22 protein-coding genes are annotated in these 23,071 nt (G+C 51.9%); 12 read left to right on the top strand and 10 right to left on the bottom strand.

Going from position 1 to position 23,071, the window contains the following annotated elements; genetic code table 11:
- Positions 1–11 precede the first annotated feature (11 nt).
- Positions 12–716 (bottom strand): response regulator, encoded by a 705-nt coding sequence (locus ABWV76_RS15530; protein ID WP_353376521.1) that lies wholly within the window; start codon positions 714–716, stop codon positions 12–14.
- Between the two features lie 165 nt (positions 717–881).
- On the opposite strand from ABWV76_RS15530, the gene ABWV76_RS15535 reads away from it, so the two are divergent.
- The 3 genes from ABWV76_RS15535 to ABWV76_RS15545 all read left to right on the top strand — a co-directional run bounded on the left by ABWV76_RS15535 (position 882) and on the right by ABWV76_RS15545 (position 2,505).
- Positions 882–1,352, top strand: a complete 471-nt coding sequence (locus ABWV76_RS15535) for a Spy/CpxP family protein refolding chaperone (RefSeq protein ID WP_353376522.1) — start codon at positions 882–884, stop codon at positions 1,350–1,352.
- Positions 1,353–1,569: 217 nt separating this feature from the next.
- Positions 1,570–2,121, top strand: a complete 552-nt coding sequence (locus tag ABWV76_RS15540) for a flavodoxin (RefSeq protein ID WP_020413538.1) — start codon at positions 1,570–1,572, stop codon at positions 2,119–2,121.
- A 6-nt stretch (positions 2,122–2,127) separates the two neighbouring features.
- Positions 2,128–2,505, top strand: a complete 378-nt coding sequence (locus ABWV76_RS15545; RefSeq protein ID WP_353376523.1) for a hypothetical protein — start codon at positions 2,128–2,130, stop codon at positions 2,503–2,505.
- 90 nt (positions 2,506–2,595) lie between these two features.
- On the opposite strand, the gene ABWV76_RS15550 is transcribed toward ABWV76_RS15545, so the two are convergent.
- Positions 2,596–2,739 carry a hypothetical protein gene (locus tag ABWV76_RS15550; RefSeq protein WP_353376524.1) on the bottom strand — a complete coding sequence of 48 codons (144 nt, stop codon included), beginning with the start codon at positions 2,737–2,739 and terminating at the stop codon, positions 2,596–2,598.
- 147 nt (positions 2,740–2,886) lie between these two features.
- Between ABWV76_RS15550 and ABWV76_RS15555 the strand changes: the two genes are divergently transcribed.
- Entirely contained in the window at positions 2,887–4,683 is a 1,797-nt protein-coding gene (locus tag ABWV76_RS15555; protein WP_353376525.1) for a hypothetical protein, read from the top strand.
- A gap of 84 nt (positions 4,684–4,767) precedes the next feature.
- Here ABWV76_RS15555 and ABWV76_RS15560 read toward each other — a convergent pair whose 3' ends face one another.
- The 8 genes from ABWV76_RS15560 to map form a co-directional block, all read right to left on the bottom strand.
- A complete protein-coding gene (locus ABWV76_RS15560; protein WP_353376526.1) occupies positions 4,768–6,828 on the bottom strand; it encodes a S9 family peptidase in 2,061 nt (686 codons plus the stop codon).
- A 138-nt stretch (positions 6,829–6,966) separates the two neighbouring features.
- The gene (dapE, locus tag ABWV76_RS15565) at positions 6,967–8,100 is read right to left on the bottom strand and encodes a succinyl-diaminopimelate desuccinylase (RefSeq protein WP_282952835.1); all 1,134 of its coding nucleotides are present in this window, start codon (positions 8,098–8,100) and stop codon (positions 6,967–6,969) included.
- Between the two features lie 90 nt (positions 8,101–8,190).
- Complete coding sequence (dapD, locus tag ABWV76_RS15570) at positions 8,191–9,222, bottom strand: 2,3,4,5-tetrahydropyridine-2,6-dicarboxylate N-succinyltransferase (protein ID WP_353376527.1); 1,032 nt, start codon at positions 9,220–9,222, stop codon at positions 8,191–8,193.
- A gap of 9 nt (positions 9,223–9,231) precedes the next feature.
- The gene (locus ABWV76_RS15575) at positions 9,232–9,585 is read right to left on the bottom strand and encodes an ArsC family reductase (RefSeq protein WP_282952837.1); all 354 of its coding nucleotides are present in this window, start codon (positions 9,583–9,585) and stop codon (positions 9,232–9,234) included.
- Between the two features lie 2 nt (positions 9,586–9,587).
- Positions 9,588–10,256, bottom strand: a complete 669-nt coding sequence (nth, locus tag ABWV76_RS15580) for an endonuclease III (RefSeq protein WP_020413531.1) — start codon at positions 10,254–10,256, stop codon at positions 9,588–9,590.
- 53 nt (positions 10,257–10,309) lie between these two features.
- A complete protein-coding gene (gene dapC / locus ABWV76_RS15585) occupies positions 10,310–11,482 on the bottom strand; it encodes a succinyldiaminopimelate transaminase (RefSeq protein ID WP_020413530.1) in 1,173 nt (390 codons plus the stop codon).
- 29 nt (positions 11,483–11,511) lie between these two features.
- Positions 11,512–14,223: a [protein-PII] uridylyltransferase gene (locus tag ABWV76_RS15590; RefSeq protein ID WP_353376528.1), complete on the bottom strand. Its 2,712-nt coding sequence runs from the start codon at positions 14,221–14,223 to the stop codon at positions 11,512–11,514.
- Between the two features lie 83 nt (positions 14,224–14,306).
- The gene (gene map, locus ABWV76_RS15595; protein WP_282952839.1) at positions 14,307–15,077 is read right to left on the bottom strand and encodes a type I methionyl aminopeptidase; all 771 of its coding nucleotides are present in this window, start codon (positions 15,075–15,077) and stop codon (positions 14,307–14,309) included.
- A gap of 305 nt (positions 15,078–15,382) precedes the next feature.
- On the opposite strand from map, the gene rpsB reads away from it, so the two are divergent.
- The 8 genes from rpsB to rseP all read left to right on the top strand — a co-directional run bounded on the left by rpsB (position 15,383) and on the right by rseP (position 23,000).
- Positions 15,383–16,129 (top strand): 30S ribosomal protein S2, encoded by a 747-nt coding sequence (gene rpsB, locus ABWV76_RS15600; RefSeq protein WP_020413527.1) that lies wholly within the window; start codon positions 15,383–15,385, stop codon positions 16,127–16,129.
- 113 nt (positions 16,130–16,242) lie between these two features.
- Positions 16,243–17,106: a translation elongation factor Ts gene (gene tsf, locus ABWV76_RS15605; protein ID WP_020413526.1), complete on the top strand. Its 864-nt coding sequence runs from the start codon at positions 16,243–16,245 to the stop codon at positions 17,104–17,106.
- Positions 17,107–17,267: 161 nt separating this feature from the next.
- A complete protein-coding gene (gene pyrH, locus ABWV76_RS15610) occupies positions 17,268–18,005 on the top strand; it encodes a UMP kinase (RefSeq protein ID WP_020413525.1) in 738 nt (245 codons plus the stop codon).
- Positions 18,002–18,559 (top strand): ribosome recycling factor, encoded by a 558-nt coding sequence (frr, locus tag ABWV76_RS15615; protein WP_282952840.1) that lies wholly within the window; start codon positions 18,002–18,004, stop codon positions 18,557–18,559. The genes pyrH and frr overlap by 4 nt, the downstream gene beginning before the upstream one ends.
- Positions 18,559–19,308, top strand: coding sequence for a polyprenyl diphosphate synthase (gene uppS, locus ABWV76_RS15620; protein ID WP_353376530.1), 750 nt, complete (start codon positions 18,559–18,561; stop codon positions 19,306–19,308). Before frr ends, uppS begins: the two co-directional genes overlap by 1 nt.
- A 126-nt stretch (positions 19,309–19,434) precedes the next feature.
- Positions 19,435–20,280, top strand: coding sequence for a phosphatidate cytidylyltransferase (locus tag ABWV76_RS15625; RefSeq protein ID WP_020413522.1), 846 nt, complete (start codon positions 19,435–19,437; stop codon positions 20,278–20,280).
- Between the two features lie 122 nt (positions 20,281–20,402).
- Complete coding sequence (ispC, locus tag ABWV76_RS15630) at positions 20,403–21,587, top strand: 1-deoxy-D-xylulose-5-phosphate reductoisomerase (protein WP_353376531.1); 1,185 nt, start codon at positions 20,403–20,405, stop codon at positions 21,585–21,587.
- A gap of 57 nt (positions 21,588–21,644) precedes the next feature.
- Positions 21,645–23,000, top strand: coding sequence for an RIP metalloprotease RseP (gene rseP, locus ABWV76_RS15635; RefSeq protein WP_353376532.1), 1,356 nt, complete (start codon positions 21,645–21,647; stop codon positions 22,998–23,000).
- Positions 23,001–23,071: the final 71 nt, after the last annotated feature.

Genomic DNA, 23,071 nt, shown 5'->3' on the forward strand with positions numbered 1-23,071 from the left:
TTTGATACTACCTACTGCTTGGCCTGGGTGAGCATATAGCCAGCGCCGCGAATATTGATAATCAGATCGCGGCTGGCGCCTTTGTCGGCGAGCTTCTTACGGATATTGCTCACATGTACGTCGATTGAGCGATCGTAGGGCATAAGCTTGCGCCCTAGTGCACTTTCGGTCAGAACCTCTTTACCAACCACATCCCCGGCGTGCTGCACCAGCACTTTGAGTACTGAGAATTCAGCACCAGTGAGGGATAGGGCCTGTTCGCTCCAGTAGGCCTGGTGTTCAGCTGGTAAAAGTCGCAACTGACCGCTGCTAAGGTTGTCGTCATTTTCTTCTATTTCAACCCGCCCACGGCGTAATATAGCGCGCAGGCGCGCGGCCAGCTCACGTGGATTACAAGGTTTGGGCAGGTAGTCATCGGCCCCCATTTCCAGGCCCACAATGCGATCCACGGTATCGCCTTTGGCTGTGAGCATGATGACAGGCAGGGATCTACTCGTTGGGGAGGCCTCTTCGCGGAGTTTACGCAGCACGTCAAAACCGTTGTGTACTGGAAGCATTACATCCAGTACCAGGGCGTCAAAGTTTTGGCTCTGTGCCAGCTCAAGCCCCCGGCCGCCATCATTGGCCGCTGTTACTTCAAAGCCTTCGCCGGTGAGGAACTCCCTCAGCAGGTCGGTCAATTCTGTGTCGTCATCGATCAGGAGGATTCGGCTCATGGCGTTCTCTCTGTTGCTGTGGTGCCATTATATGCAAAGCACTGGCGCTAGTTATCGCAGCCCTGTGGGCTTTTTACCGTTCTTAACAATTGTTTACCCCGGTTTGCCCCTGTTTACACGGGCCACACTTACTATGAAATCACTGAATGCAAACGAGAGGACAGAATGATGAAGAACTGGAAACTGGCGGTAAGCAGTTTGGCCCTGGCGGGTGTTTTAGCTTTCCCCGCAGCGACGATGGCGTCTGGCGGGGGTGGGGATCACCACAAGCGCGGCTTTGAGCACATGGCCCGTGAGTTGCAGCTGACCGAGGGACAAAAGGCACAGCTAAAAGCCAACCGCGATGGTACCCGTGAGGCGAGAAATGCCCAGCGTGAACAGCTGAATGCTCTGCGAAAGCAAATCCATACTGCGATAGAGTCAGGTGCTGACCAGGCTACAGTGGATCAGCTGGGTGCCGAACTGGGTCGGCTGAAGGTACAGCAAATGCAGAGTCACCACCAGATGCGCCAGCAATTTGAGGCGATTCTCACCGATGAGCAGAAAGCCAAGTTTGAAGAGCTAAAAGCTGAGCGCAAAGAGCGCCGAATGAAATGGCGCGAAGGCCGCCTTGAGCGCCGCTCTTCAGACTCCTGATTACCCTTCTATAGACTCCTTGTGCGATCCACCGGGCGCGCCCTTCCCCAGAGGCCCGGTAGGTTCATAACCCTTTGCCCCCGTTCAAGGGGGCCTTTTTGTTTCCCCTGCTTTTGCTTTTCAGAGTCAGCTTGCTGCATTCCGCTATTGCTGGGAGAATACGCCGCCCCGCAAATAGGTGTCTAGTGTGGCCCGGTTAGGGCAGAGAGGAGTGACTGTGAGCAAAATCGGCTTGTTTTATGGCAGCGACGAAGGCAACACTGAATCTATAGCCCTGCGTATCCGCGCCCGCCTGGGTGAGGATAGGGTAGATCTGTTTGATATTGCCGATGTCACTCAGCTGGATATCGCCAACTACGAGCAGCTGATTTTTGGTATTCCCACCTGGGATTTCGGCCAGATTCAGTCCGATTGGGAGGAGTTCTGGGAAGATGTGCAGGAAATCGACTTTAGCGGCAAGACCGTGGCCCTTTACGGTTTGGGCGACCAGTTCGGATACGGCGATTACTTCCTCGACGCTATGGGCATGTTGCACGATGTGATTGTCGGGCGAGGAGCGACCATTGTCGGTTTGTGGTCTACTGAAGGCTATGAGTTTGAAGCTTCCAAGGCGGAGGTCGAAGGTGAGGGCAAATTTATGGGCCTCGCTATCGATGAGGATCAACAGGAAGAGTTGACTGCTCAGCGCCTTAACCTGTGGTGCAAACAAATTGCTGATGAATTCAATCTTGATGGTGGTGCTGACAGCATCATTGAGTTGGATGATTAAAATTGCATGCATCAGGCAATACCCTTTAAAGAATTCTGGGCTTGGTTGGCCGAACATCCCAACTGTATCCTTCGTGCCGGGAGTACAGACTCAGTAGTTTACGATGATGATGACTACTATTGGCGCTTTGCTGAGGAGGATGCCCGCACCTTGCTCGTTCAGGTTATCCGAGGAAAGCGCCCCGTAGCAGAATTCTTTATCGAACCTGCGCATGTATCCACTGTTCGAGTGAACCCTGGTGAACGAGGGGAATTCAATTTTGATTTGGTTACCGAATTTCAAGGGCAGATGCAGGTAATTTTTTATTTTGTATTGTCACATGGCTTTGACGAGCAAGTCAGTCCAGTCGAAGAGTCTTCCCATACTTCAGGAAACCTCCATTAAAAGGTGGGTAATTCGGTTGTGAATTAAGGGCACTAGTTGGTAAGTCAGATGACACTGAAAAGATTAGCCCTTTATTAACTTATTGCTGTTTCACCGCAGGCTGTTTTCCATTGAATCGACACCGACATTCTTGTCAATAAAGGTTAGTAGTTCAGTATAAGGCCCCATCTTATTTTTCTCTCTATAAAATCCATATGCTTCATTGGCAAAAATAAGACTTTTATCAGTTTTCATTCCTCTCAAAAAGTACCAAGTTTAAAGTGGGGGTGTTTCTGCAATTTTATTGAAGGCGCTTATCTCTTGAGGTTGCTACTTTATCAGTCGTCTATTGTGTAACTTTCAGGCTTCGCCTAACTCGAATAAGGTCTTTAGGAGGTATAAATGAGTGCCAAGACATATAGCAGCTCTTTATTATTTAAACTTTTTTATACAGTGCTTTTTTTTGTTGCTTTTTTTCTCGGGGGATGCACTTCGTCTCAGAAGTTGGTTAACTCAGATTGGTATGAGGTGGAGACAGAGCATTTTCGTATTGTAACGAATGATGATGCCACGAAAGCAAAGGAATTGGCTATTGATCTTGAGATGCTTAGGCCTGTCGCTAGGGAATATCTTAAGTTTGTGCCGGATCAACAAAAGTTAACTATCTACGCACTTGATGACAGTCTTAGTTTTAGAGGGTTGTTTAGTGGGGATGATTCTCGGCGTGTTATTGGGGCTTTTCAAAATACATTCTACGGTAGCTTTGCCATTGTAAATTTGGCAGGTAATAGGTTTTACCCGGACAACCCAGCGCGCCAAACTTTGTTTCATGAATACATTCACTTTTTGTCTTATGGGCGTGATTCTTTCAATCTTCCTTATTGGTATAGTGAGGGTGTTGCAGAAATATTTTCTACAGTTAGTTTTAGTGATGGGGAATTTAGGCTAGGAAGGATGCCTGCTAGTCGTGTGGTCGGCCTCAATGCTTCAAATTTATTGCCTCTAGATAAATTGCTTGATGCGAAAAAAGGGTCTTTAAGCCTCAAAGATAGAACAGAGCTCTATGCCAGTGGTTGGATGTTGACGCATTGGCTGTTTTTTGATGTGGAAAGACGGAAAGCTCTTAATAAATATCTGGTTGAGTATGATAGAGACCCAGATTCGGCTCGATCACTGTGGGAAGAGTTGGGTATGACATTTGAAGAGTTAGAATCTCAGTATCTGCATTTGGCTAAGTTGGGTAGCTTTGGTTATGTTGATAGGCCTTTAGATCTAGAGAGTGGGATTAAAGTTAATCCATTGGTAAAGTCTCTCCAGAAAGATAAAGCGATATTAGAGATTGCACGTTTTATGTCGTTTTCGGGGCAGGATGTCATTAAATTAAAAGATTTTATTGAGTATGCTAAAAAGGAAGGGAATAGCAGCTATGAGCTAATTGTTACAATGGCACTTGCTGAGCTTCATGCTGGAAATATCCTCCAAGCCAAAGAATGGTTGAGCTCCATCCCTGTTGATCACCACGAGCAGGAATGGTTTCTTGAAGCTAAGGCTCGTGTTGGTTTGGTCGAAGAGCTGTCGAAAGCTGAGAATATTAATTTAACCGTAGTAGCTGATATACGAGATGAGTATATCAAGCTTATTAATTCCCATGATGATGTGCCTGTTTATTGGTATGAACTTGCAGTTGCAATGCAGGTATTAGGGTATCCTCGAGAAAGTTATTTTGAAATGCTGGAGCAGGCTTATTTGCGTGCACCAAGGCACACAGGTATAGCATGGTGGTATGCTCATGAGCTTTATATTAGTCGTGATAGAGAATATTTTTCTCAGGTTGTTGGCCCTCTAATGGTACAGCTTTCCAGTTTGGAAAGGGAGGGTCGTCTGGATTCAATGCGCAGGGAGATTGAAAATGTTAGCAGCCCTCGTTTATCCGCTAAGCCTGTGAAAGAAGGTTTGGGAGAAAACCTTATTAAATACCAGGATATGCCAGGGGAAAAAGCTTTGGCATTGGCCTTAGATTTTAGGGGGGCCTTTGTTATAGGTTTTTCTGAAGAGAATATTAATCAGGAAGCTGCAAATGATGCTGCACTTAATCTTTGTGAGAAATCTCGGCAGCGTTATAAGGTCTTTGGGAAATGCCGCCTTTATGCAGAGGGAAACCGAATTGTAGACTCAGGGGTGGCTGAAAGAAAGCTGTGATTTATCTTTTTATGTCCTGTATCAAGTCTATTACGAGGATATGTGTGGGCTTTTAGCCCACACTTTTAGTTTCAAGAGTGCTGGCTAATTGCCTGCTAAGTTCTCGTTTGCATTTTCTCTATCTGGCTTGTGCTGTTCAAACCAGTACAAGATAGAGGCTACCTTAGCAATCATCTGGCTGGGTCTCGCGGCAATACTGTGAGAGGCGCCTGGGATACGCACCATTGCAGCTTCCACATCGTTCAACTTCAGTGCCTGGTAAAACTGCTCTGTTTCAGACATCGGTGTGCGGTAGTCCTCCTCTCCGGTAAGCAGCATGGTTGGCGTAGTGACATTGCCCACATAAGTCAGCGGTGAACGGCGGCGATATTCCTCCGGTTTTTCCCAGGGCATGCCTGAGAACCAGTACTTAGTAAAGAACCTGGAATAATCCGCAGTCAAGACGAAGCTTTCCCAGTTGATTACTGGTTTGGCAACGACCGCAGCTCGGAATCGATCGGTTTTGCCGATGATCCAGGCTGTTAGGGTGCCGCCCCCGCTGCCGCCGGTAACAAACAGTTGCTCCTCATCGATAAAACCCTGGTTGATGACTGCATCCACGCCGGCCATCAAATCGTCGTAATCCTGGCTCGGGTAGTTGTGGTGAATCAGATTGGCAAATTCATGCCCATAGCTGGTGGAGCCTCGGGGGTTTGTATAGAGAACCACATAGCCTGCGGCAGCAAAAAGTTGCACCTCTGCGGCGAACCGGGGGCCATAGTTAGAGAAGGGCCCGCCATGAATTTCCAACAGCAAGGGATATTTTTTCTTCGGGTCGAAGTTGGGCGGGTAGGCGACCCAGCCCTGTATATCACGGCCATCAAAACTGGACTTGTAATTGATCTCCTCCACGCGGGCCATATTGCGCAGCGGCATCACATCGTTATTGAGGCTGGTCAGCGCTTTTACTTTGCCATTGTGGGCCAAAGCCAGCTCTGCCGGATGTTGCGGATTGGTTTGCGTGTAAGCAATAGCTCCGCGCTTGGATGTGGCAAAGTGAGTGCCCGAGTAGGGTCTCCCCAGCGATAGACCGCCAGCATCACTGGCGACTACAGTGTCACTGCCACCAATTTTTTTAATGGCAATTTTTGTGGAGCCCTGATCGTCGTAGCTGTAAGCGATACGTTTACTGTCGCCTAGCCAGTGGTAGCTGGAGATACTGCGGTCTTTTGCGGTTTGGACTTTGCGGGACTCGCCGCTGCCGAGATCGATGATGCGCATGCTGTGTTGTTGGTACCCGAGCCGTTGATCCTCAAATCCCAGGTAGGCAAGCTTTTTACCATCGGGGGAGATCTGCGGATGGTGATCAGGCCCGAATCTTTCGGTGATCTGCTCAATGTCGCCATCCTTGAGATTTACTCTATAAATTTCAGAGTTCATCAGTTCGATCTCGTGATCGGGGTGGCGGTTTGCAGAAAAGTAAATAGCGTCGTTGTTTTTACTCCAGGCGAGACTACTGTTGTGGTCGAACTCACCGCTGGTAAGCTGACGCGGCGTGCCGCCCTCACGGGAGATGACAAATATTTGGGTGTGCCCCTGCTTGAGATAACCCATACCGTCCGCACGATAAATACTGCGGTCGATAAACTGGGGTGATTTTGCCCACTCGGCGCCCTCGGGCGCTCCGGGCAGTTCAACCGGCAGAGGTTTGCTCTCTGGCACAAACATGGTGAAGGCAATTTGTTTGCCGTCCCTTGACCACTGAATATTTGAAGGGGATTTTGGCAGGTGGGAGATCTGCAGGTTTTGACCGTTATCGAGCCACAATAGGTGTATCTGGGGGCTACCGCTGCGGGAACTGATAAAGGCGATTGTTTTACCGTCCGGGGATAGGCGCGGCGAATAATCAGCGTAATCTCCTGAGGTCAGTGGGCGGTGGTCCTTGCCGTCGGCACTGATGCGCCATAGGTTTGCCCGCTTGTTGTCCGCCATTTTGTTCATGGAGTTGCGGACGTAGTAAATACTCTTTCCGTCGTTACTGAACTGAGGGTCGCTGGCATACTCGAGATTGAATACATCCTCATAGCTGAAGTTAGTGGGTTGCTCTTCAGCGAGGGCAGGACTGGCGATTAATATCGCCGCGGCTATTTTCATTAGTCTGTTCATTATCTGCGGGCTCCTCCATTTTGTTATCGGAAGGAGCATACCGCAGAGGCAGTTGGTTAGGAGGCGAATAAGCCGATCCGTGTATTTAGTGGGATAGTCCGTGCAATTAATAAATAATTATCGTCTGCGGCAGTAAGCTCAGGTTAGAAGCTCCCTAAGTACTTCCCGATAGATTTCCTTGAGTATATCCAAATCGTCGGCTTTGACTCTCTCATCAACTTTGTGAATAGTGGCATTGACCGGCCCCAGCTCCACTACCTGCGCTCCTGTTGGAGCGATAAAGCGGCCATCGGAAGTGCCCCCTGCCGTCGATAATTCTGTTTCTTTTCCTGTGATTTTTTGAATCGCTTGCTCTACAGCGTGGACCAGTGGACCCTCGGCAGTGAGGAAGGGGTGCCCGGACAAATTAAAGTTCGCTTCATATTTTAAGTTGTGCTTATCCAGGATTGCTCGGGCACGGGCCTCCAGTTCTTCGGCGGTGGATTCTGTAGAAAAGCGCCAGTTACAGAGCAGATCCACCTCACCGGGAATCACATTGGTTGCTCCTGTACCTCCGTTGATATTGGAAACCTGGAAGCTGGTGGCTGGGAAAAATTGGTTGCCCTGATCCCACTCTTCTGCGGCCAGTTCAGCGAGAGCTGGGGCCAAATTGTGAATTGGGTTTTCCGCCAGATGTGGATAGGCCACATGTCCCTGCACACCGAAGACTTTTAATTCAAGGCCCAGGGAGCCGCGTCTTCCATTTTTGATAATATCGCCGACGCGCTCGCTGCTGGAGGGCTCACCGACAATACAGCAGTCTATTTTTTCTCCCTGCTCTTCGAGCCACTCAACGACTTTGACTGTGCCGTTGATTGCCGGCCCCTCTTCGTCGCTGGTGATCAAAAAGGCGATGCGACCGCTGTGATCGGGGTGCTGATGGATAAACTCCTCACAGGCCACCACCATTGCTGCCAGTGAACCCTTCATATCGGCCGCGCCGCGACCATACAGAAAGCCATCGCGGATTTCGGGTTCGAAGGGTGGGCTGCTCCAGTTTTCCTCCGGCCCGCTCGGCACGACATCGGTGTGTCCGGCGAAGGCGAGCAGTGGGCCTTTGCTTTGCCCGTTGCGCACCGCCCAAAAATTATCGGTATCGCCACGGCGCAGCTTTGCCACTTTGAACCCAATTTTTTCCAGTCGCTCAATCATCAGGTCCATACAGCCTGCGTCCTCGGGGGTTACGGAGCGGCGGCGGATAAGGTCAAAGGCCAGTTGCAGTGTGGGGGTCACGGAGTAATCCTTTTGGTCGATAAGGTGCGCTGTTATCAGAATTTATAGATGTAAGGAGTGGGCAGGGTTGGGGCCCCGCCGAAGCAAGTTTTAATTGCTGTGCAGTGCTGCATTCAACTCAATGGCACTCTTATTCGTTAAACATTCAACGGCGCCATTGGTGGAATTTCTGCGGAACAGGAGGTTGGATTTTCCGGCCAATTCCCGCGCTTTGATGTACTCGACCAGTTTGCCGCTGTCGTCCAGTAGGGCCACTTTGGTCCCGGCGGTGATATATAAACCCGCTTCCACAGTGCAGCGATCTCCCAGGGGGATGCCGATACCGGCATTGGCTCCCAGCAGGCAGTTGTCGCCCACAGAAATCACTATGTTCCCACCGCCGGAGAGGGTACCCATAGTGGAGCTGCTGCCACCCAGATCGGAGCCCGCGCCGACAAATACGCCGGCCGAGATGCGGCCTTCGATCATGCCCGGTCCCTCGGTGCCCGCGTTAAAGTTGACGAAGCCCTCGTGCATGATCGTGGTGCCCTCGCCGAGATAGGCGCCGAGGCGCACACGCGCGGTGTGGGCGATACGCACTCCCGTAGGTACCACGTAGTTGGCCATCTTGGGGAACTTGTCGATGCAGGAAACTTCCAGGTGCTCTCCTTTTAAGCGCGCTTCCAATTGTCGCTGTGGTAGTTCCTCCAGGTCGATGGCTCCCTGGTTGGTCCAGGCAACATTGGCTAATTTACCGAAGATGCCATCGAGATTAGTTTCGTGGGGTTTTACCAGACGATGGGAGAGTAGATGCAGTTTCAAGTAGGCTTCGGGAAGCGATTGTGGTGCTTGGTCAGTGGAGAGTACTACCGCCGCCAGAGGCCGCTGGGTGATAGTAAATTGTTGCAGGATGTCTGCTTGATCGTTGGCACCCAACTGGCGCAATTTCTTTTCCAGGGGATGCAGTTGGGCTGGGTCCAGAGAAAGGCTGTAGTTGCCTTCGCCGATCTTCAGGGTTTCCTTGATTACAGCAGCTACACCCGTATCGGGTTTAAACAGAGGCCTGGGGTAGTAGACTTCCAGCCATTCCCCCTTATTGTTACAAGTGCCTACGCCAAACCCAATACTGTAAATATCGCTCATATTTTCCTCCTAGTTGGATTTGCTGGCGAGTTGGGCGAATTCGGTCTCTTTAAAACCGAAATGGGTGTTGTTACCGCTGGTGGTTACCGGGCGTTTGATCAGTGTTGGGGTTTCGCTGACCAATGCTACGGCGATGTCATTATTCATGCTGTTTTTCTGGTCGTCAGTAAGTGCGCGCCAGCTGGTGGAACGGCGGTTTAGTACTTCCTGCCAGCCGAAATTTTCCAGCCAGTCTTTAAGGGGTACATTATCCATTCCATCTTCTCGGAAATCGTGAAATTGATAATCAACCCCATTTTTTTCCAGCCATTTACGGGCTTTCTTTACAGTGTCGCAGTTTTTAATTCCGTACAGAGTAATCACAGTTACGCCTTTTTGGTTTTCTTGGGATTTTTGCGGTTGGGATAACAGGTAGTGCAGATTTCGCATACGGTGCCATCACAGCCTCGTGCGGAACAGTATTCCCGGCCGTAGAAAATAATCTGCAAATGTAACTTATTCCACTTTTCCTTGGGAAACAGCCGCTTCAGATCCTTTTCAGTTTGGGTAACATTTTTTCCGCTAGTGAGCCCCCAGCGCTGGGCAAGTCGGTGAATATGGGTATCCACCGGGAATGCCGGATGTCCAAATGCTTGCGACATCACCACACTGGCGGTTTTATGGCCGACACCGGGCAGGGTTTCTAGTGCAGCCATATTTTCAGGTACTGCGCTATGGTATTCATTGACCAGAATCTGCGACAGTTTACTGATGGCCTTGGATTTCTGCGGGGACAGGCCACAGGGGCGGATGACCTCTTGGATTTTTTCCACCGGTACCTGTGCCATGCCTACCGGGTTGTCTGCCAGCAACCAGAGTGCGGGCGTTACCTGGTTGACGCGCTCATCGGTGCACTGTGCCGAAAGTAATACGGCCACCAGTAATGTGTAAGGGTCTTTGTGGTCAAGGGGGACCGGAGTTTCCGGGTAGAGTTCTTCTAGGCGCTGTAGAATAAAATCCACTCGCTCCTGTTTTAGTAAGTTTTTTACTGCCATTCTTTGTTGTGCCTGGGGCTCCGGGATGTATTTTTTGTGTCCGAGTGTTTGTGCTAGCTGCAAAAGGTTTTGATGCGCCGAGCGGCTTCCACGCACTCCTCAAGCGTCGCTACCAGGGCCATGCGTACGTATTCACTTCCCGGGTTTAAGTGCTCGTTTTCGCGTGCGAGGAAGGCGCCTGGCAAAACGGTAATGTTCTGCTGGCAAAATAGCTCGCGGGCAAAACTCTCTCCATGACCGACGCGCGGCCAGAGGTAAAAGCTTGCCTGAGGGAAACTCACTTCGAGGCAACCATCGAGAATATCAAGTACCGCATCAAATTTCTGTTGATAGAGTGTACGGTTTTGTCTTACATGCTCTTCATCCTGCCAGGCTGCGATGGACGCATACTGGTTTGGCAGAGGCATAGCGCAGCCGTGGTAAGTGCGATAGAGCAGAAATTTATCCAGCAGTTGCGCGTCGCCGGCTACAAACCCCGAGCGGAGGCCGGGCAGGTTTGAGCGTTTGGAAAGGCTATGAAATACCACACAGCGGCGATAATCGTTGCGGCCGAGATCTTTGCATGCCTGCAGTAATCCGGTGGGTGGTGATGCTTCATCGAAATAGATTTCTGAGTAGCATTCATCTGAGGCGATAGTGAAATCGTAGCGATCAGCAAGCTGGATCAGTTGCTGTAAATCTGTTACTTCCAACAGCGCGCCAGTAGGGTTTCCCGGTGAGCAGATATACAGCAGTTCGCATTGTTGCCAAACTGACTCGGGGATGGAGGCAAAGTCGGGTTTGAAGCCGTTGGCCTTCACACAATTTATAAAATGTGGCTGAGCACCGGCAAGCAGTGTTGCGCCTTCATAGATCTGGTAAAAGGGGTTGGGCATAAGCACTTTACTGCCCGGTGTCACTATGGCTTGGGCAAAAGCGAATAGCGCCTCGCGGGTACCGTTTACTGGTAGCACCTGAGTTTCCGCACATAGCTGGTCCAGGTGGAAGCGTTTGCGCAGCCATTCTGCGATTGTCACACGCAGTGATTCCAGTCCCTTTGTGAGCGGGTAGGAGGAAAGCTTGTCCAGGTGTTGAACCAGCTTACCGCGGACAAAACCGGGTGGGGCATGCTTTGGTTCACCAATAGAGAGGGCAATATGCGGCTTGTCTGCTGCCTCCAAGCCCTCTTTCAGCGCTTGCAGTTTAGTGAATGGGTAGGGCTGCAACTTTTCCAGGTTGGGGTTCATAGCAGTCTCATACGCTCTCTCAATAGTTATTAGTGCGGTGTGGTGTGGTCGTCCAGTTCCCGGCAGATTGCCTCTTCCAGTGAGCGATTGATCTCGTTGTCACAGAGAGCTCGTCCCTCTGCATCGGTAATATGGAAAATGTCTTCCACTCGCTCGCCGAGCGTGGAAATTTTAGCGTTGTGCAGGCGCAGGTCATGGGCGATAAAAATACGCGCAATACGGGCCAGCAAGCCGGGCCTGTCGGCACTGGTTATTTCCAGGGTGCTATACAGGTCCCCGGGTTCGGCTGATAGGTGCGCCTGGCTCTCCAGTTCAAACATTTTTAGGCGGCGGGGGGTGCGACGCTGGATCACCTTGGAGTAGTCCTCCACCAGGGCCAGCTCCTCCTGCAACGTAAGCCGAATTTGCTGTAGTCGCTGCGGTTCGTCAAGCAGGGGTTGGCCGGACTCATCCAGTACGTAGAAGGTGTCCAATGTGTATCCGGAGGCGGAATTATAAAGTCGGGCGTCGTGCACACTTAAGTTGAGCATATCGAGTCCGGTCACAGCGGCAGCAAAAACATTGGCCCGGTCGGGAGTGTATACGAATACTTGGGTGGCACCGTCGTGCTCACCGGGGCCGGAATTGCGGGTCAACACCAAGGTGTCGCTTTGCTCCAGGGGGGCATTGCTGTGTAGCTCATGGATAGCGGCAGTGTGCCAGGTAATGTTGTCTGCACTCTCGCGTACAAAATAGTCCTCGCCCATCTGTGCCCAGATATTAACTACTGAAGCTTCGGGCAACCCCATTGCCTGTAGCTTTTCTAAAGCAAGGTTGCGGGTTTCCTCGATAATTTCTTCCCGATCTATAGGGTTTTCCAGGCCGCGGCGCAGGGCATGTTGGGTAGCTTGGTAGAGCTGACGCATCAGGCTCGCGCGCCAGCTGTTCCACAGCTCCGGATTGGTGGCATTGATGTCGGCCACTGTGAGTGCGTATAGGTAGTCGAGATGCTCGCGGTCACCAACTTCGCGGGCGAAAGCATGTACTACTTCGGGGTCGCTGATGTCCTGTTTCTGGGATACCTGGCTCATCAATAAGTGTTTTTCTACCAGCCAGCAGACCAGTCGCCGGTCGCGGGCGGGCAGTTGGTGTCGCTGGCAGAATTCAGTTGCATCTACTACTCCCAGCTTGGAGTGGTCGCCGCCGCGGCCTTTGGCAATATCGTGGTAGAGGCCCGCGATATAAAGCAACTCTGGTTGACGCATGCGACCTAGTATGTCCGCAGCGATGGGAAATTTTTCCCTCGCTTCTGGACTGCGGAAACTGCGCATATTGCGCACTACCTGCAAGGTGTGGGCGTCTACGGTGTAAATGTGGAAAAGGTCGTGCTGCATCTGACCGGTAACACGTCCAAACTCCGGTAGATATCGCCCTAGAATTCCGTAACGAGTCATGCGCGATAACTGCGTGGATAGCCCCCGCGGGGAACGTAATAACTGCATAAACAGTTCGCTGTTGGCGGTATTTAAGCGGAAGTCTCGGTCGATCAAATGCCGGTGTTCGCGAATCAGGCGGATAGTAGAGGCGCGCACCCGGGTGATCTGCGGATTTCTCGCCATCAGTACAAAAATTTCCAGCAATGCTGAGGGGTACTGGCTGAAAACCTGTGGGTGAGTAACTTCAATCGCACAACCGCGAAGCTGGAAGCGTTCGTTAATGGGGGTGATATCCTGCTCGCCGCCGGGTGCCAGAATTGCTTCGCCGAGATATTGGAGAAGTACATCGTTCAGTTGGCGCAGTGCCATTACAGTGCGGTAGTAGCTGTGCATAAACTGCTCTACCGCCAGTTGGTTATTACTGTCCTTGTAACCAAACTGATTTGCCAGCTCCCTTTGGTAATCAAACAGCAGGCGTTCCTCCGCACGCCCGGCAAGCAGGTGGAGTCCATAGCGAACACGCCAAAGAAAACTCTCGCCAGACTGGAGGATGGCAAACTCCTCCTCAGTAAAAAAAGCTTTGCCTTGCAACTGTTTAAGTGTGCGCACTCGAAAGAAGTACTTGGCGACCCAGGCGATGGTCTGGATGTCGCGCAATCCCCCGGGGGAGTTCTTTATGTTGGGCTCGAGAATATATTCCGCCGCTTGTTGGCGGTTGTGGCGCTCTTCCTGCTCAGCGAGTTTTGCGTGGAAGAAGTCTACAGTGGACCATAGTTTGTTGCGCTCTAAAGAGGATGCCAGGTGTTCTCCTGGTGCGGCATCGCCAACCACCGTACGCGACTCTGTGAGGTTGGTCATCACGGTTATATCTTGGGCGCCAAGCTCCAGGCACTCCTCGACACCACGTACCGAGTGGCCGATATCCAAGCCCAGGTCCCAAAGGAGTGCCACAAAGCGCTCAATATTGTCGATTGTCTTCGAGTCCGAGCGGCCATTAGTAAGTATTAACAGGTCGATATCTGAGTGAGGGTGTAGCTCACCACGTCCATAGCCGCCGACTGCGAGCAGCCCTGTGCCGGGTTTCCATTCGTACTGATGCCATGCGTAGTGCAGTAAACAGTCCACGAATAGGGCTCTTTCATGAATCAGAGTGTTTACATCTTCGCCCTCGCGAAACCGCTCTGTCATCTGATGCTCGGCAGCGCCGACGGCATCCTTAAAAACTTGCAGGGGTGGCTTTTCGCCGGCGGCTAAATCTCGGCGAAATCTGGCCTGATCAAAGAAAAATAGAGGCCGTTCAAAGTGGGGGATGTGGGCCGGCTGCATGGGCGGAGTCCATTTGACTGTGTCCCGCCGCTTGGCGGCGGGTCTTTGCATCTTTTACTGAGGGCGCAAGCTAGGCGCACGGGTTAAAACTGTTCCTCACTGCGGGCGGTTAAAACCTCAACACCATTGCTGGTGACCGCCATAGTGTGCTCCCACTGGGCGGACAGGCGGCGATCTTTGGTGATTGCAGTCCAGCCGTCGCCGAGAACGCGGGTGGCGGCTTTGCCGGCATTGATCATTGGCTCAATGGTAAAGGTCATGCCCTCCTGCAGCACTTCGCCGGTTCCAGGCTGGCCGTAGTGCAGAATTTGAGGCTCCTCATGGAATACATCGCCGATACCATGACCGCAGAAGTCGCGCACTACTGTGTAGTAGTTTTTCTCGGCATGTTGCTGAATCACATGGCCAATATCGCCTAGGGTAGTGCCTGGGCGCACAATCTCAATAGCTTTGTACATGCACTCCTGAGTTACCCGCACCAGCCGCTCGGCATGTGCGGCTGGCTTGCCAACAAAGAACATCTTGCTGGTATCTCCAAACCAGCCATCTTTGATCACGGTGACATCAATATTGATGATGTCGCCTTTTTTCAGCACTTTACTTTCGGAGGGTATGCCATGGCAGACCACTTCGTTGACAGATGTACAGATGGACTTTGGGAAGCCGCGGTAGCCGAGGCATGCGGGTATGGCCTTTTGCACGTTAACAATGTGTTCATGGCAGCGCCGGTCCAGTTCTTCCGTAGTGACACCGGGAACGACATGCTCGCCAATCATCTCCAGGACCTCTGCTGCGAGGCGGCCTGCGATACGCATCTTGGCAATCTGTTCCGGGGTCTTAATGGCTGAAGTCATGCGTGTCCTTAGGTCAGTAGTTGAAGGCGGGCTGTACCCGCCGCGGCGCGATATTGTAGCGGATTGCCGGCGGCTGGGCATAGCTCACAGGCATGGAGGCGCTGCGTGCGTTGGACACAACCCCTGCGCGCCAAATTCTCGACTGTCCTTCACTCGGGTTCTGGATTGTGGTATAAAGCGCGCCGCTCCGGGATGCTCCCGGGGTGAAAATGCCGCACACGCATCGGCACATGTGTCTGGGTGCCTCAGAAGGGGTTGACGCATGGGATGTGTGGAGGACTAACCCGTATATTTAGAGGTTTATTATGCCGCAAGTAAGCATGCGCGATATGCTGCAGGCTGGTGTTCACTTTGGTCACCAGACTCGTTACTGGAACCCGAAGATGGGTCAATACATCTTTGGTGCCCGCAACAAAATTCATATCATCAACCTGGAGCACACTGTACCGGCTTTCAATGAAGCCCTGCAGGTGATCAAGGGGATGGCTGCTCAAAAGAAAAAGATTATGTTTGTTGGCACCAAGCGTGCTGCACAGAAATCTATCAAAGAGCAGGCTGAGCGCTGTGGCCAGCCATATGTCAGCAACCGCTGGCTGGGTGGTATGCTCACCAACTATAAAACCATTCGCGCTTCCATCAAGCGTTTCCGCGACCTGGAAGTTCAGTCCCAGGACGGTACTTTCGAGAAGCTGACCAAGAAAGAAGCCCTGATGCGTACTCGCACCATGGATAAGCTCGAGCGCTCCATCGGTGGTATCAAGGATATGGGCGGCCTGCCCGATGCGATCTTCGTAATCGATGTTGAGCACGAGCGCATTGCTATCCAGGAAGCCAACAAGCTGGGCATCCCCGTAATTGGTGTTGTTGATACCAATAGCGACCCGATTGGTGTTGACTACGTAATTCCCGGTAACGACGACGCTATTCGCGCGATCAAGCTGTACACCACTGTTGTAGCCGATGCGGTTCTCGCCGGTGCAGCTGAAGCTGGCAGCGCAGTGAATAAAGACGAGTACGTCGAAGCTAGCGATGACGAAGCTGCTGCAGAGTAATTTGCAGGGCGAAGTGGTGTAACCCAATAGCGTTACATTGCGAACTCAAAAAGGGGCCCAAATTACGGCCCCTTTTTTCTAATTTTTAGTGACAGAACCCCGAGGAAAGAATCATGGCGATTACCGCGTCTATGGTAAAAGAACTGCGTGAGCGCACCGGCCTGCCAATGATGGAGTGTAAGAAAGCACTCACCGCAGCGGATGGCGATATCGAGAAAGCAATCGAAGATCTGCGCAAAGCCTCTGGCCTGAAGGCTGCAAAGAAAGCTGGCCGCACCGCTGCCGACGGCGTTGTTGCCGCTAAAGTTGCTGAAGATGGCAGCTTCGGTGTGTTGATCGAGGTGAACTCTGAAACTGATTTCGTTGCCCGTGACGATAACTTCCAGGCTTTTGTTGCCAAGGTTGTTGATAAGGCATTTACTGAGCGCCAACAGGATGTCGCTGCCCTGATGGAAGGTGAGCTGGAAACTGCTCGCGAAGCACTGGTTCAAAAGATCGGCGAGAACATTGGTGTGCGCCGGATCGAGCTGGTTGAAGCCCCGGTCGTGGGTGCCTATGTACACTCCAACAATCGTATTGCGGCTCTGGTCGCTCTGAGCGCTGGTGAGGTTGAGCTGGCAAAAGACGTCGCCATGCACGTAACCGCAGTTAACCCTCAGGTAAACAAGCCGGAAGATATGCCTGCCGACGTTCTGGAAAAAGAGAAGGATATCATCAAGGCCCAGCCAGATATGGAAGGCAAGCCGGCTGAAATCGTAGAGAAGATGATGGGTGGTCGTATCAAGAAGTTCCTGAAAGAGAACAGCTTGGTAGAGCAGCCGTTCGTTAAGAATCCAGACGTGAGCATTGGCAAGCTGGTTAAAGATGCCGGTGCTGATGTAACTTCTTTCATTCGCTTCGAAGTGGGTGAAGGTATCGAAAAAGAAGAAGTTGATTTTGCGGCGGAAGTTGCCGCTCAGGTTAAATCCTCTTCCTGATCGAATAATGTGGGTGCCTCGGTACCCGCTCACGGTGGGGTGCTTCCGCTGGGGGTCTTATGCCTACAGCGGGGCACCCCTCTGTGTAATTGACTGAAAGTGTTGTAATGTTCGGCGGCAATACTTGGCCACTAAACAGGTACATTTGAGAGGACCGACGAATGCCCGGTATTAAAGACCGCAAATATAAAAGAATTCTGTTAAAGCTCAGCGGCGAAGAGCTGATGGGCGACCAGGGCTTTGGTATCAGCCCCAAGGTGCTGGATAAGATGGCCCTGGAAATTGGCCAGCTCGTCGGTATTGGTGTTCAGGTTGGTTTGGTTGTGGGCGGGGGTAACCTGTTTCGCGGAGCGGCACTGAGTGCTGCGGGCCTTGATCGGGTAACCGGCGATCATATGGGAATGTTGGCCACGGTGATGAATGCCCTGGCCCTGCGCGATGCCCTGGAGAGATCCGATATCTCTTCGCGAGTTATGTCCTCAATCCAGATGAGCGGTATTGTGGATCACTATGACCGCCGCGCAGCAATTCGCTATTTGGAGCGTGGCGAGGTGCTGATTTTTGCTGCGGGAACTGGCAATCCGTTTTTTACCACGGACTCTGCAGCCTGTTTGCGCGGGATTGAAATTGAGGCTGAGCTGGTATTGAAAGCCACAAAGGTGGATGGTGTTTACTCGGCTGATCCGGTCCTGGATCCGAGTGCAACTCGCTATGATCAGCTCACCTATGACGAGGTTCTGGATAAGAAGCTAGGCGTAATGGATTTAACTGCAATCTGCCTCTGCCGGGAGCACAACATGCCTGTGCGGGTGTTCCGCATGGATAAGACCGGGGCGCTGCTCAATATTGTTGTGGGCGGTGAGGAAGGCACGCTAATCGAAGAGGAAGTGAAATCGTGATTGAAGATATCAAAAAAGACGCTAAGACTCGTATGGGCAAGGCGCTCGACGCACTGGCCAATAATTTCAATAAAATTCGCACCGGCCGCGCGCACCCGAGTATTCTCGACGGTATTCATGTTTCCTACTACGGCTCCGATACTCCACTGTCTCAGGTTGCCAACGTCACTGTAGAGGATGCGCGTACCTTATCGGTAACTCCCTGGGAGAAGAATCTGGTTCCGGATATCGAGAAGGCAATCATGAAGTCCGATCTGGGTCTGAACCCCAGTACTGCCGGAGCGGTTATTCGTATTCCGATGCCGATGCTGACCGAAGAGACTCGAAAGAACTTTATTCGCCAGGCTCGCGGCGAGGCTGAGACTGCGCGTGTATCTATCCGCAATATTCGTCGTGATTCTTTGGCGGAAGTGAAGTCCCTGGTAAAGGACAAAGAAATCTCTGAGGACGACGAACGTCGTGCTGGCGATGATATTCAGAAGATTACAGATCAGTTTGTTGCGGATGTTGATAAATCACTCGCAGCCAAAGAAAAAGACCTGATGGAAATTTAATGAGCATCGGTGGTACCGAGCTGACTAGCCCCAGGCATATTGCCATTATCATGGATGGCAATGGTCGCTGGGCCGCCCGCAGGGGGCTCGCTCCCTCAGCGGGCCACAAAGCCGGGGTCGAGCGTATTCGCGATCTCCTTTCTGCGTGTAGGAGCCGCGGGGTTGAAGTTCTGACATTGTTCGCCTTTTCCAGTGAGAACTGGCAGCGCCCGCCCAAAGAGGTGGAGCTCTTAATGAGCCTGTTTCACTCATATTTGCGCAAAGAGGCCCGTCGTATGTGCGATGAAGGTATTCGTTTGCGGGTGATTGGGCGTCGCGATCGTTTCTCCCCCCGATTACAGCGTGCAATAGCTGAATCGGAGGAGATTACTCGAGAGGGTAGTCAGGGTAACTTGGTTATTGCTGCTGACTATGGCGGGCGTTGGGATATTACTCAGGCAGCACGCCAATTAGCGGAACAAGTGTTGAAAGGTGAACGCTCACTCGATGCTATCGATGAAGAGGCAGTCGGTAGCAATATACAACTCGCCGATTTGCCTGCGGTGGATCTGCTGATAAGATCCAGTGGAGAGCAACGTATCAGCAATTTTATTTTATGGCAGGCCGCCTACAGCGAACTCTATTTTACAGATACACTGTGGCCTGACTTTGGTGAGGCCGCTCTGGATGCGGCAATTGCGGCATTTCAACAGCGCGATCGTCGTTTCGGCGGCCGGGCTGGCGAAGGGGACACGGCTGCGCAGGCCTGATTGATATTGGGCCGGAGGCGCGGCTATTTTTTTGCCTGTGTGAAATTTAGGAATACTACACCGGGGTATTCCGGGTCGCGAGAAGAGTGCGATCTGAAATGCGGGTCCAGATGAAAGGGGTTTTCGGTGCTAAAACAAAGAATAATTACTGCGCTGGTATTGCTGGTACTGTTTGCAGGGGTGCTATTTTTTCTGCCGATACAGTGGTATACGCTGGTTTTTGTCGCTGTAGTATTGCTGGGCGGCTGGGAGTGGGCCAATCTTTCTAATCTGAATCGCGCTCTGCGTTTCGTTTTTCTCGCTTTACTGGGTGGTACTCTTGTTCTAACCGCGCAGTATGTATTTTCTATGGAGTTTGCTTCACCGGATATAGATCGAGCCCGTCAGATATTGGCGGTGGCCTGCGGCTGGTGGGCTCTTGCTTTCCTTTGGGTCCAGAGCTACCCCGCCAGCGCTATGCTCTGGGGCAATCGCTGGGTGCGCGGCATGGTGGGACTGTTGGTTCTTGTGCCCAGCTGGCTCTCTCTTGTGATTCTCCGAGGACTTGATCACGGTGCCTGGTTGGTGCTCTATGTAGTCGCTATTGTTGTGGCGGCAGATGTGGGCGCTTATTTCGTAGGACGCAAGTACGGTAGACGCAAACTGGCGCGCGAAGTCAGCCCAGGCAAATCTTGGGAGGGCTTTTTTGGTGGTCTTGGGGCATGCCTGATCCTTGCACTTGGGACCTCATTCTTATTTGCACTGCCTTTAAAGAACACTCTTCTCTTTACCTTTGGTGTCCTTGTCACTGCTCTTGCTTCTGTAATAGGCGATCTCCTGGAAAGCATGTTCAAGCGACACCGGGGTATCAAGGACAGCAGCCATATACTACCAGGGCACGGGGGAATTATGGACAGGCTCGACAGCCTTTCCGCTGCTCTGCCGGTATTTACTATGGCCGCTCTCGCCAGTGAGTTACCCAAGTATCTGTAATGGGCTCATTTGCCCTTTTGAACTCTTTTCCGGTGTTATGTCATTTTGTTCGCACTGCCTCAGGTTGGCGAGGTGCGAGTGGAGTGATGGCGCCAACAGTTTCCCAGGTTTAGCGAGCGCTCATGCAAGGTAATTCCCCACAGGCGGTAACCGTACTAGGCTCCACAGGCTCAATCGGAGTTAGTACGCTGGATGTACTTGCCCGCCATCCGCAGCAGTACTCAATATTTGCCTTGACCGCCAATGAGAGAGTGGCGGAGCTGGCTCAGCAGTGCCGCAGATTTAATCCCCGCTATGCCGTGGTTAACGGTGCTGAAAAGGCTGAAGACTTACGGGCGCTGCTAGCAGAGGGAGTGGATACTGAAGTGCTATCGGGTGCTGAGGCCCTATGTCGGGTAGCCTCAGAGGATGAGGCTGATGTGGTGATGGCGGCAATCGTCGGTGCTGCCGGCTTACGCCCGACACTTGCGGCGGTTGAGGCTGGGAAAAAAGTGCTGCTCGCCAATAAAGAGGCGCTGGTTATGGCTGGCCCTGTATTCCTGCGAGCCCTGCATGCCAGCGGCGCCCAGTTGTTACCTGTGGACAGTGAGCACAACGCAATTTTCCAGTGTTTACCATCTCCGTGTGAGAGCTTGGAAGAGGCGGGTGTGGAGAAAATTTTACTTACAGGTTCCGGGGGGCCTTTCCGTACACGCGATACCGGCGATCTATATAAGGTGACACCAGACGAAGCTTGTGCACACCCAAATTGGTCCATGGGGCGGAAGATTTCGGTGGATTCCGCCACCATGATGAACAAAGGGTTGGAATTTATTGAGGCCTGCTACCTGTTCAATGCACGACCGGAGCAAATTGAGGTGGTGGTGCATCCGCAGAGCATTATTCACTCTATGGTCCAGTATAGGGATGGATCACTGCTTGCTCAGATGGGGAACCCGGACATGCGTACGCCAATAGCCCATGCTCTAGCCTTTCCTAAGCGGATTGATGCCGGGGTGCCTGCTCTCGACTTAATTACTCAGGGGCGGTTGGATTTTGAAGCCCCTGACTATCAACGCTTTCCTTGCCTGCGCCTGGCCCAGGAGGCTATTGACATGGGAGGAAGTGCGCCTACGGTGCTGAATGCAGCAAATGAAATCGCGGTTGAGGCGTTTTTACAGGGGCGCATTGCGTTTACTAGTATTGCAGCTGCTATAGAAAAAGTGATGAATAGCACTGCGGTAGTTGAACTGACGGGGCTGGACGCAGTCGAAACCATTGATCTCAATGCGCGGGAGCTGACTGAGCGAACCCTTGGGGCGCTCTAATAAGTCGGTAGGCGTATAATGCCGGGGTTTGCGCATGAAAAGAGACTGTAACTGAGTATGGATTTAATTCAGACGGCAATCTGGGCCTTGGTGGCTCTCGGTGTACTGGTATCCTTCCACGAGTTTGGACACTTTCTTGTAGCACGTCTCTGTGGAGTCAAGGTGCTGCGTTTTTCCGTGGGCTTTGGCCGCCGCCTCATTTCCCGTTATGACCGCCACGGTACAGAATTTACTATTTCGGCTATTCCTCTTGGCGGTTACGTCAAGATGCTTGATGAGCGGGAGGGCAAAGTTGCCAGTCATGAACTGGATCATGCTTTCAATCGCAAGAGTGTCTGGGCGCGAATGGCAATTGCTGCTGCAGGGCCGGCCGCAAACTTCCTATTGGCAATAGTACTCTTTTGGGTAGTGTTTATGGGGGGCAGTGCCGGCCCAGTACCCATCATTAGCGCGGTAAAACCCGGAAGTATCGCCGAGGTAGCAGGGCTGGAGTCCGGTCAGGAAATTATTGCCGTCGATGGTCAGAGCACACCAACCTGGCAGGCTCTGAATTGGCGCTTAGCGAATCGCCTAGGCGACAGTGGAAGCATCGAGTTTTCCGTGCGCTATCCAGATTCCAATCTTGAGTACCAAATGGTCGCGGATATCAACCGCTGGCTATCAGGCAAAGAGGTAGCTGACCCGCTGTCTGAGGTGGGTTTGGAGCTCTGGACGCCGCCTGTGAGCATGAAACTTCACAGTGTTTCCGAGGGGAGCCCTGCCAGTGCCGCGGGGATTCGCCCCGGAGATGAGATAGTGGGAACTGATGGGCGGGCCTTTTCCGGTTGGAAAGAGTGGAGTGAATATGTTCGTGCCCGCGCCGGTGTGCCTCTCCAGGTAGAGGTTGATCGCCAGGGGCAGCGCTTGGCGCTTTCGGTAACTCCAGCAGAAGTGGCACTGGATAGCGGTGAGCGAATCGGCCGTATAGGGGTAAGCCCTATAACTGAGCGCTGGCCGGAGGAGCGGGTGCGGGTTTTTCACTACGGAGTTCTGGGGGCTTTTTCAAAGGGTTTACAGGAGACCTGGGATAAAACTGTATTCACCCTGAATAGCTTGAAAAAGTTGATATTTGGTCAACTTTCAACCAAAAACTTGAGTGGTCCAATCACCATTGCTAAAGTGGCGGGTACTTCTGCAGAAGCTGGATGGCAGTCATTCTTGTCACTTTTGGCCCTGCTCAGTATCAGTCTCGGTGTACTCAATCTGCTACCTATTCCGGTACTCGATGGTGGTCACCTTCTTTACTACGGTATTGAGGCGATCAAGGGCTCTCCTGTTTCTGAGAGGGTTCAGATGATCGGGCTGCAGGTAGGTATGGCTCTCGTGCTCTGCATTATGGGGCTTGCGCTATACAACGATATTTTGCGCTTGTAATTTGAGAAAAAATTCTGACTCACCGATTGGATGTGAAAAATTGTGCTTGGGATAGGGAGCTCTTTTGTAAT

The organism is Microbulbifer sp. NBRC 101763 (assembly GCF_040371615.1).
GTDB classification, from domain to species: Bacteria; Pseudomonadota; Gammaproteobacteria; order Pseudomonadales; family Cellvibrionaceae; genus Microbulbifer; species Microbulbifer variabilis.

Excerpts from the sequence above, each read along its gene's own strand:
- ABWV76_RS15530 (WP_353376521.1), bottom strand. The coding sequence starts at position 716 with ATGAGCCGAATCCTCCTGATCGATGACGACACAGAATTGACCGACCTG.
- ABWV76_RS15535 (WP_353376522.1), top strand. The coding sequence starts at position 882 with ATGATGAAGAACTGGAAACTGGCGGTAAGCAGTTTGGCCCTGGCGGGT.
- ABWV76_RS15545 (WP_353376523.1), top strand. The coding sequence starts at position 2,128 with ATGCATCAGGCAATACCCTTTAAAGAATTCTGGGCTTGGTTGGCCGAA.
- ABWV76_RS15550 (WP_353376524.1), bottom strand. The coding sequence starts at position 2,739 with ATGAAAACTGATAAAAGTCTTATTTTTGCCAATGAAGCATATGGATTT.
- ABWV76_RS15555 (WP_353376525.1), top strand. The coding sequence starts at position 2,887 with ATGAGTGCCAAGACATATAGCAGCTCTTTATTATTTAAACTTTTTTAT.
- ABWV76_RS15560 (WP_353376526.1), bottom strand. The coding sequence starts at position 6,828 with ATGAACAGACTAATGAAAATAGCCGCGGCGATATTAATCGCCAGTCCT.
- dapD (WP_353376527.1), bottom strand. The coding sequence starts at position 9,222 with ATGAGCGATATTTACAGTATTGGGTTTGGCGTAGGCACTTGTAACAAT.
- nth (WP_020413531.1), bottom strand. The coding sequence starts at position 10,256 with ATGGCAGTAAAAAACTTACTAAAACAGGAGCGAGTGGATTTTATTCTA.
- dapC (WP_020413530.1), bottom strand. The coding sequence starts at position 11,482 with ATGAACCCCAACCTGGAAAAGTTGCAGCCCTACCCATTCACTAAACTG.
- ABWV76_RS15590 (WP_353376528.1), bottom strand. The coding sequence starts at position 14,223 with ATGCAGCCGGCCCACATCCCCCACTTTGAACGGCCTCTATTTTTCTTT.
- map (WP_282952839.1), bottom strand. The coding sequence starts at position 15,077 with ATGACTTCAGCCATTAAGACCCCGGAACAGATTGCCAAGATGCGTATC.
- rpsB (WP_020413527.1), top strand. The coding sequence starts at position 15,383 with ATGCCGCAAGTAAGCATGCGCGATATGCTGCAGGCTGGTGTTCACTTT.
- tsf (WP_020413526.1), top strand. The coding sequence starts at position 16,243 with ATGGCGATTACCGCGTCTATGGTAAAAGAACTGCGTGAGCGCACCGGC.
- pyrH (WP_020413525.1), top strand. The coding sequence starts at position 17,268 with ATGCCCGGTATTAAAGACCGCAAATATAAAAGAATTCTGTTAAAGCTC.
- uppS (WP_353376530.1), top strand. The coding sequence starts at position 18,559 with ATGAGCATCGGTGGTACCGAGCTGACTAGCCCCAGGCATATTGCCATT.
- ispC (WP_353376531.1), top strand. The coding sequence starts at position 20,403 with ATGCAAGGTAATTCCCCACAGGCGGTAACCGTACTAGGCTCCACAGGC.
- rseP (WP_353376532.1), top strand. The coding sequence starts at position 21,645 with ATGGATTTAATTCAGACGGCAATCTGGGCCTTGGTGGCTCTCGGTGTA.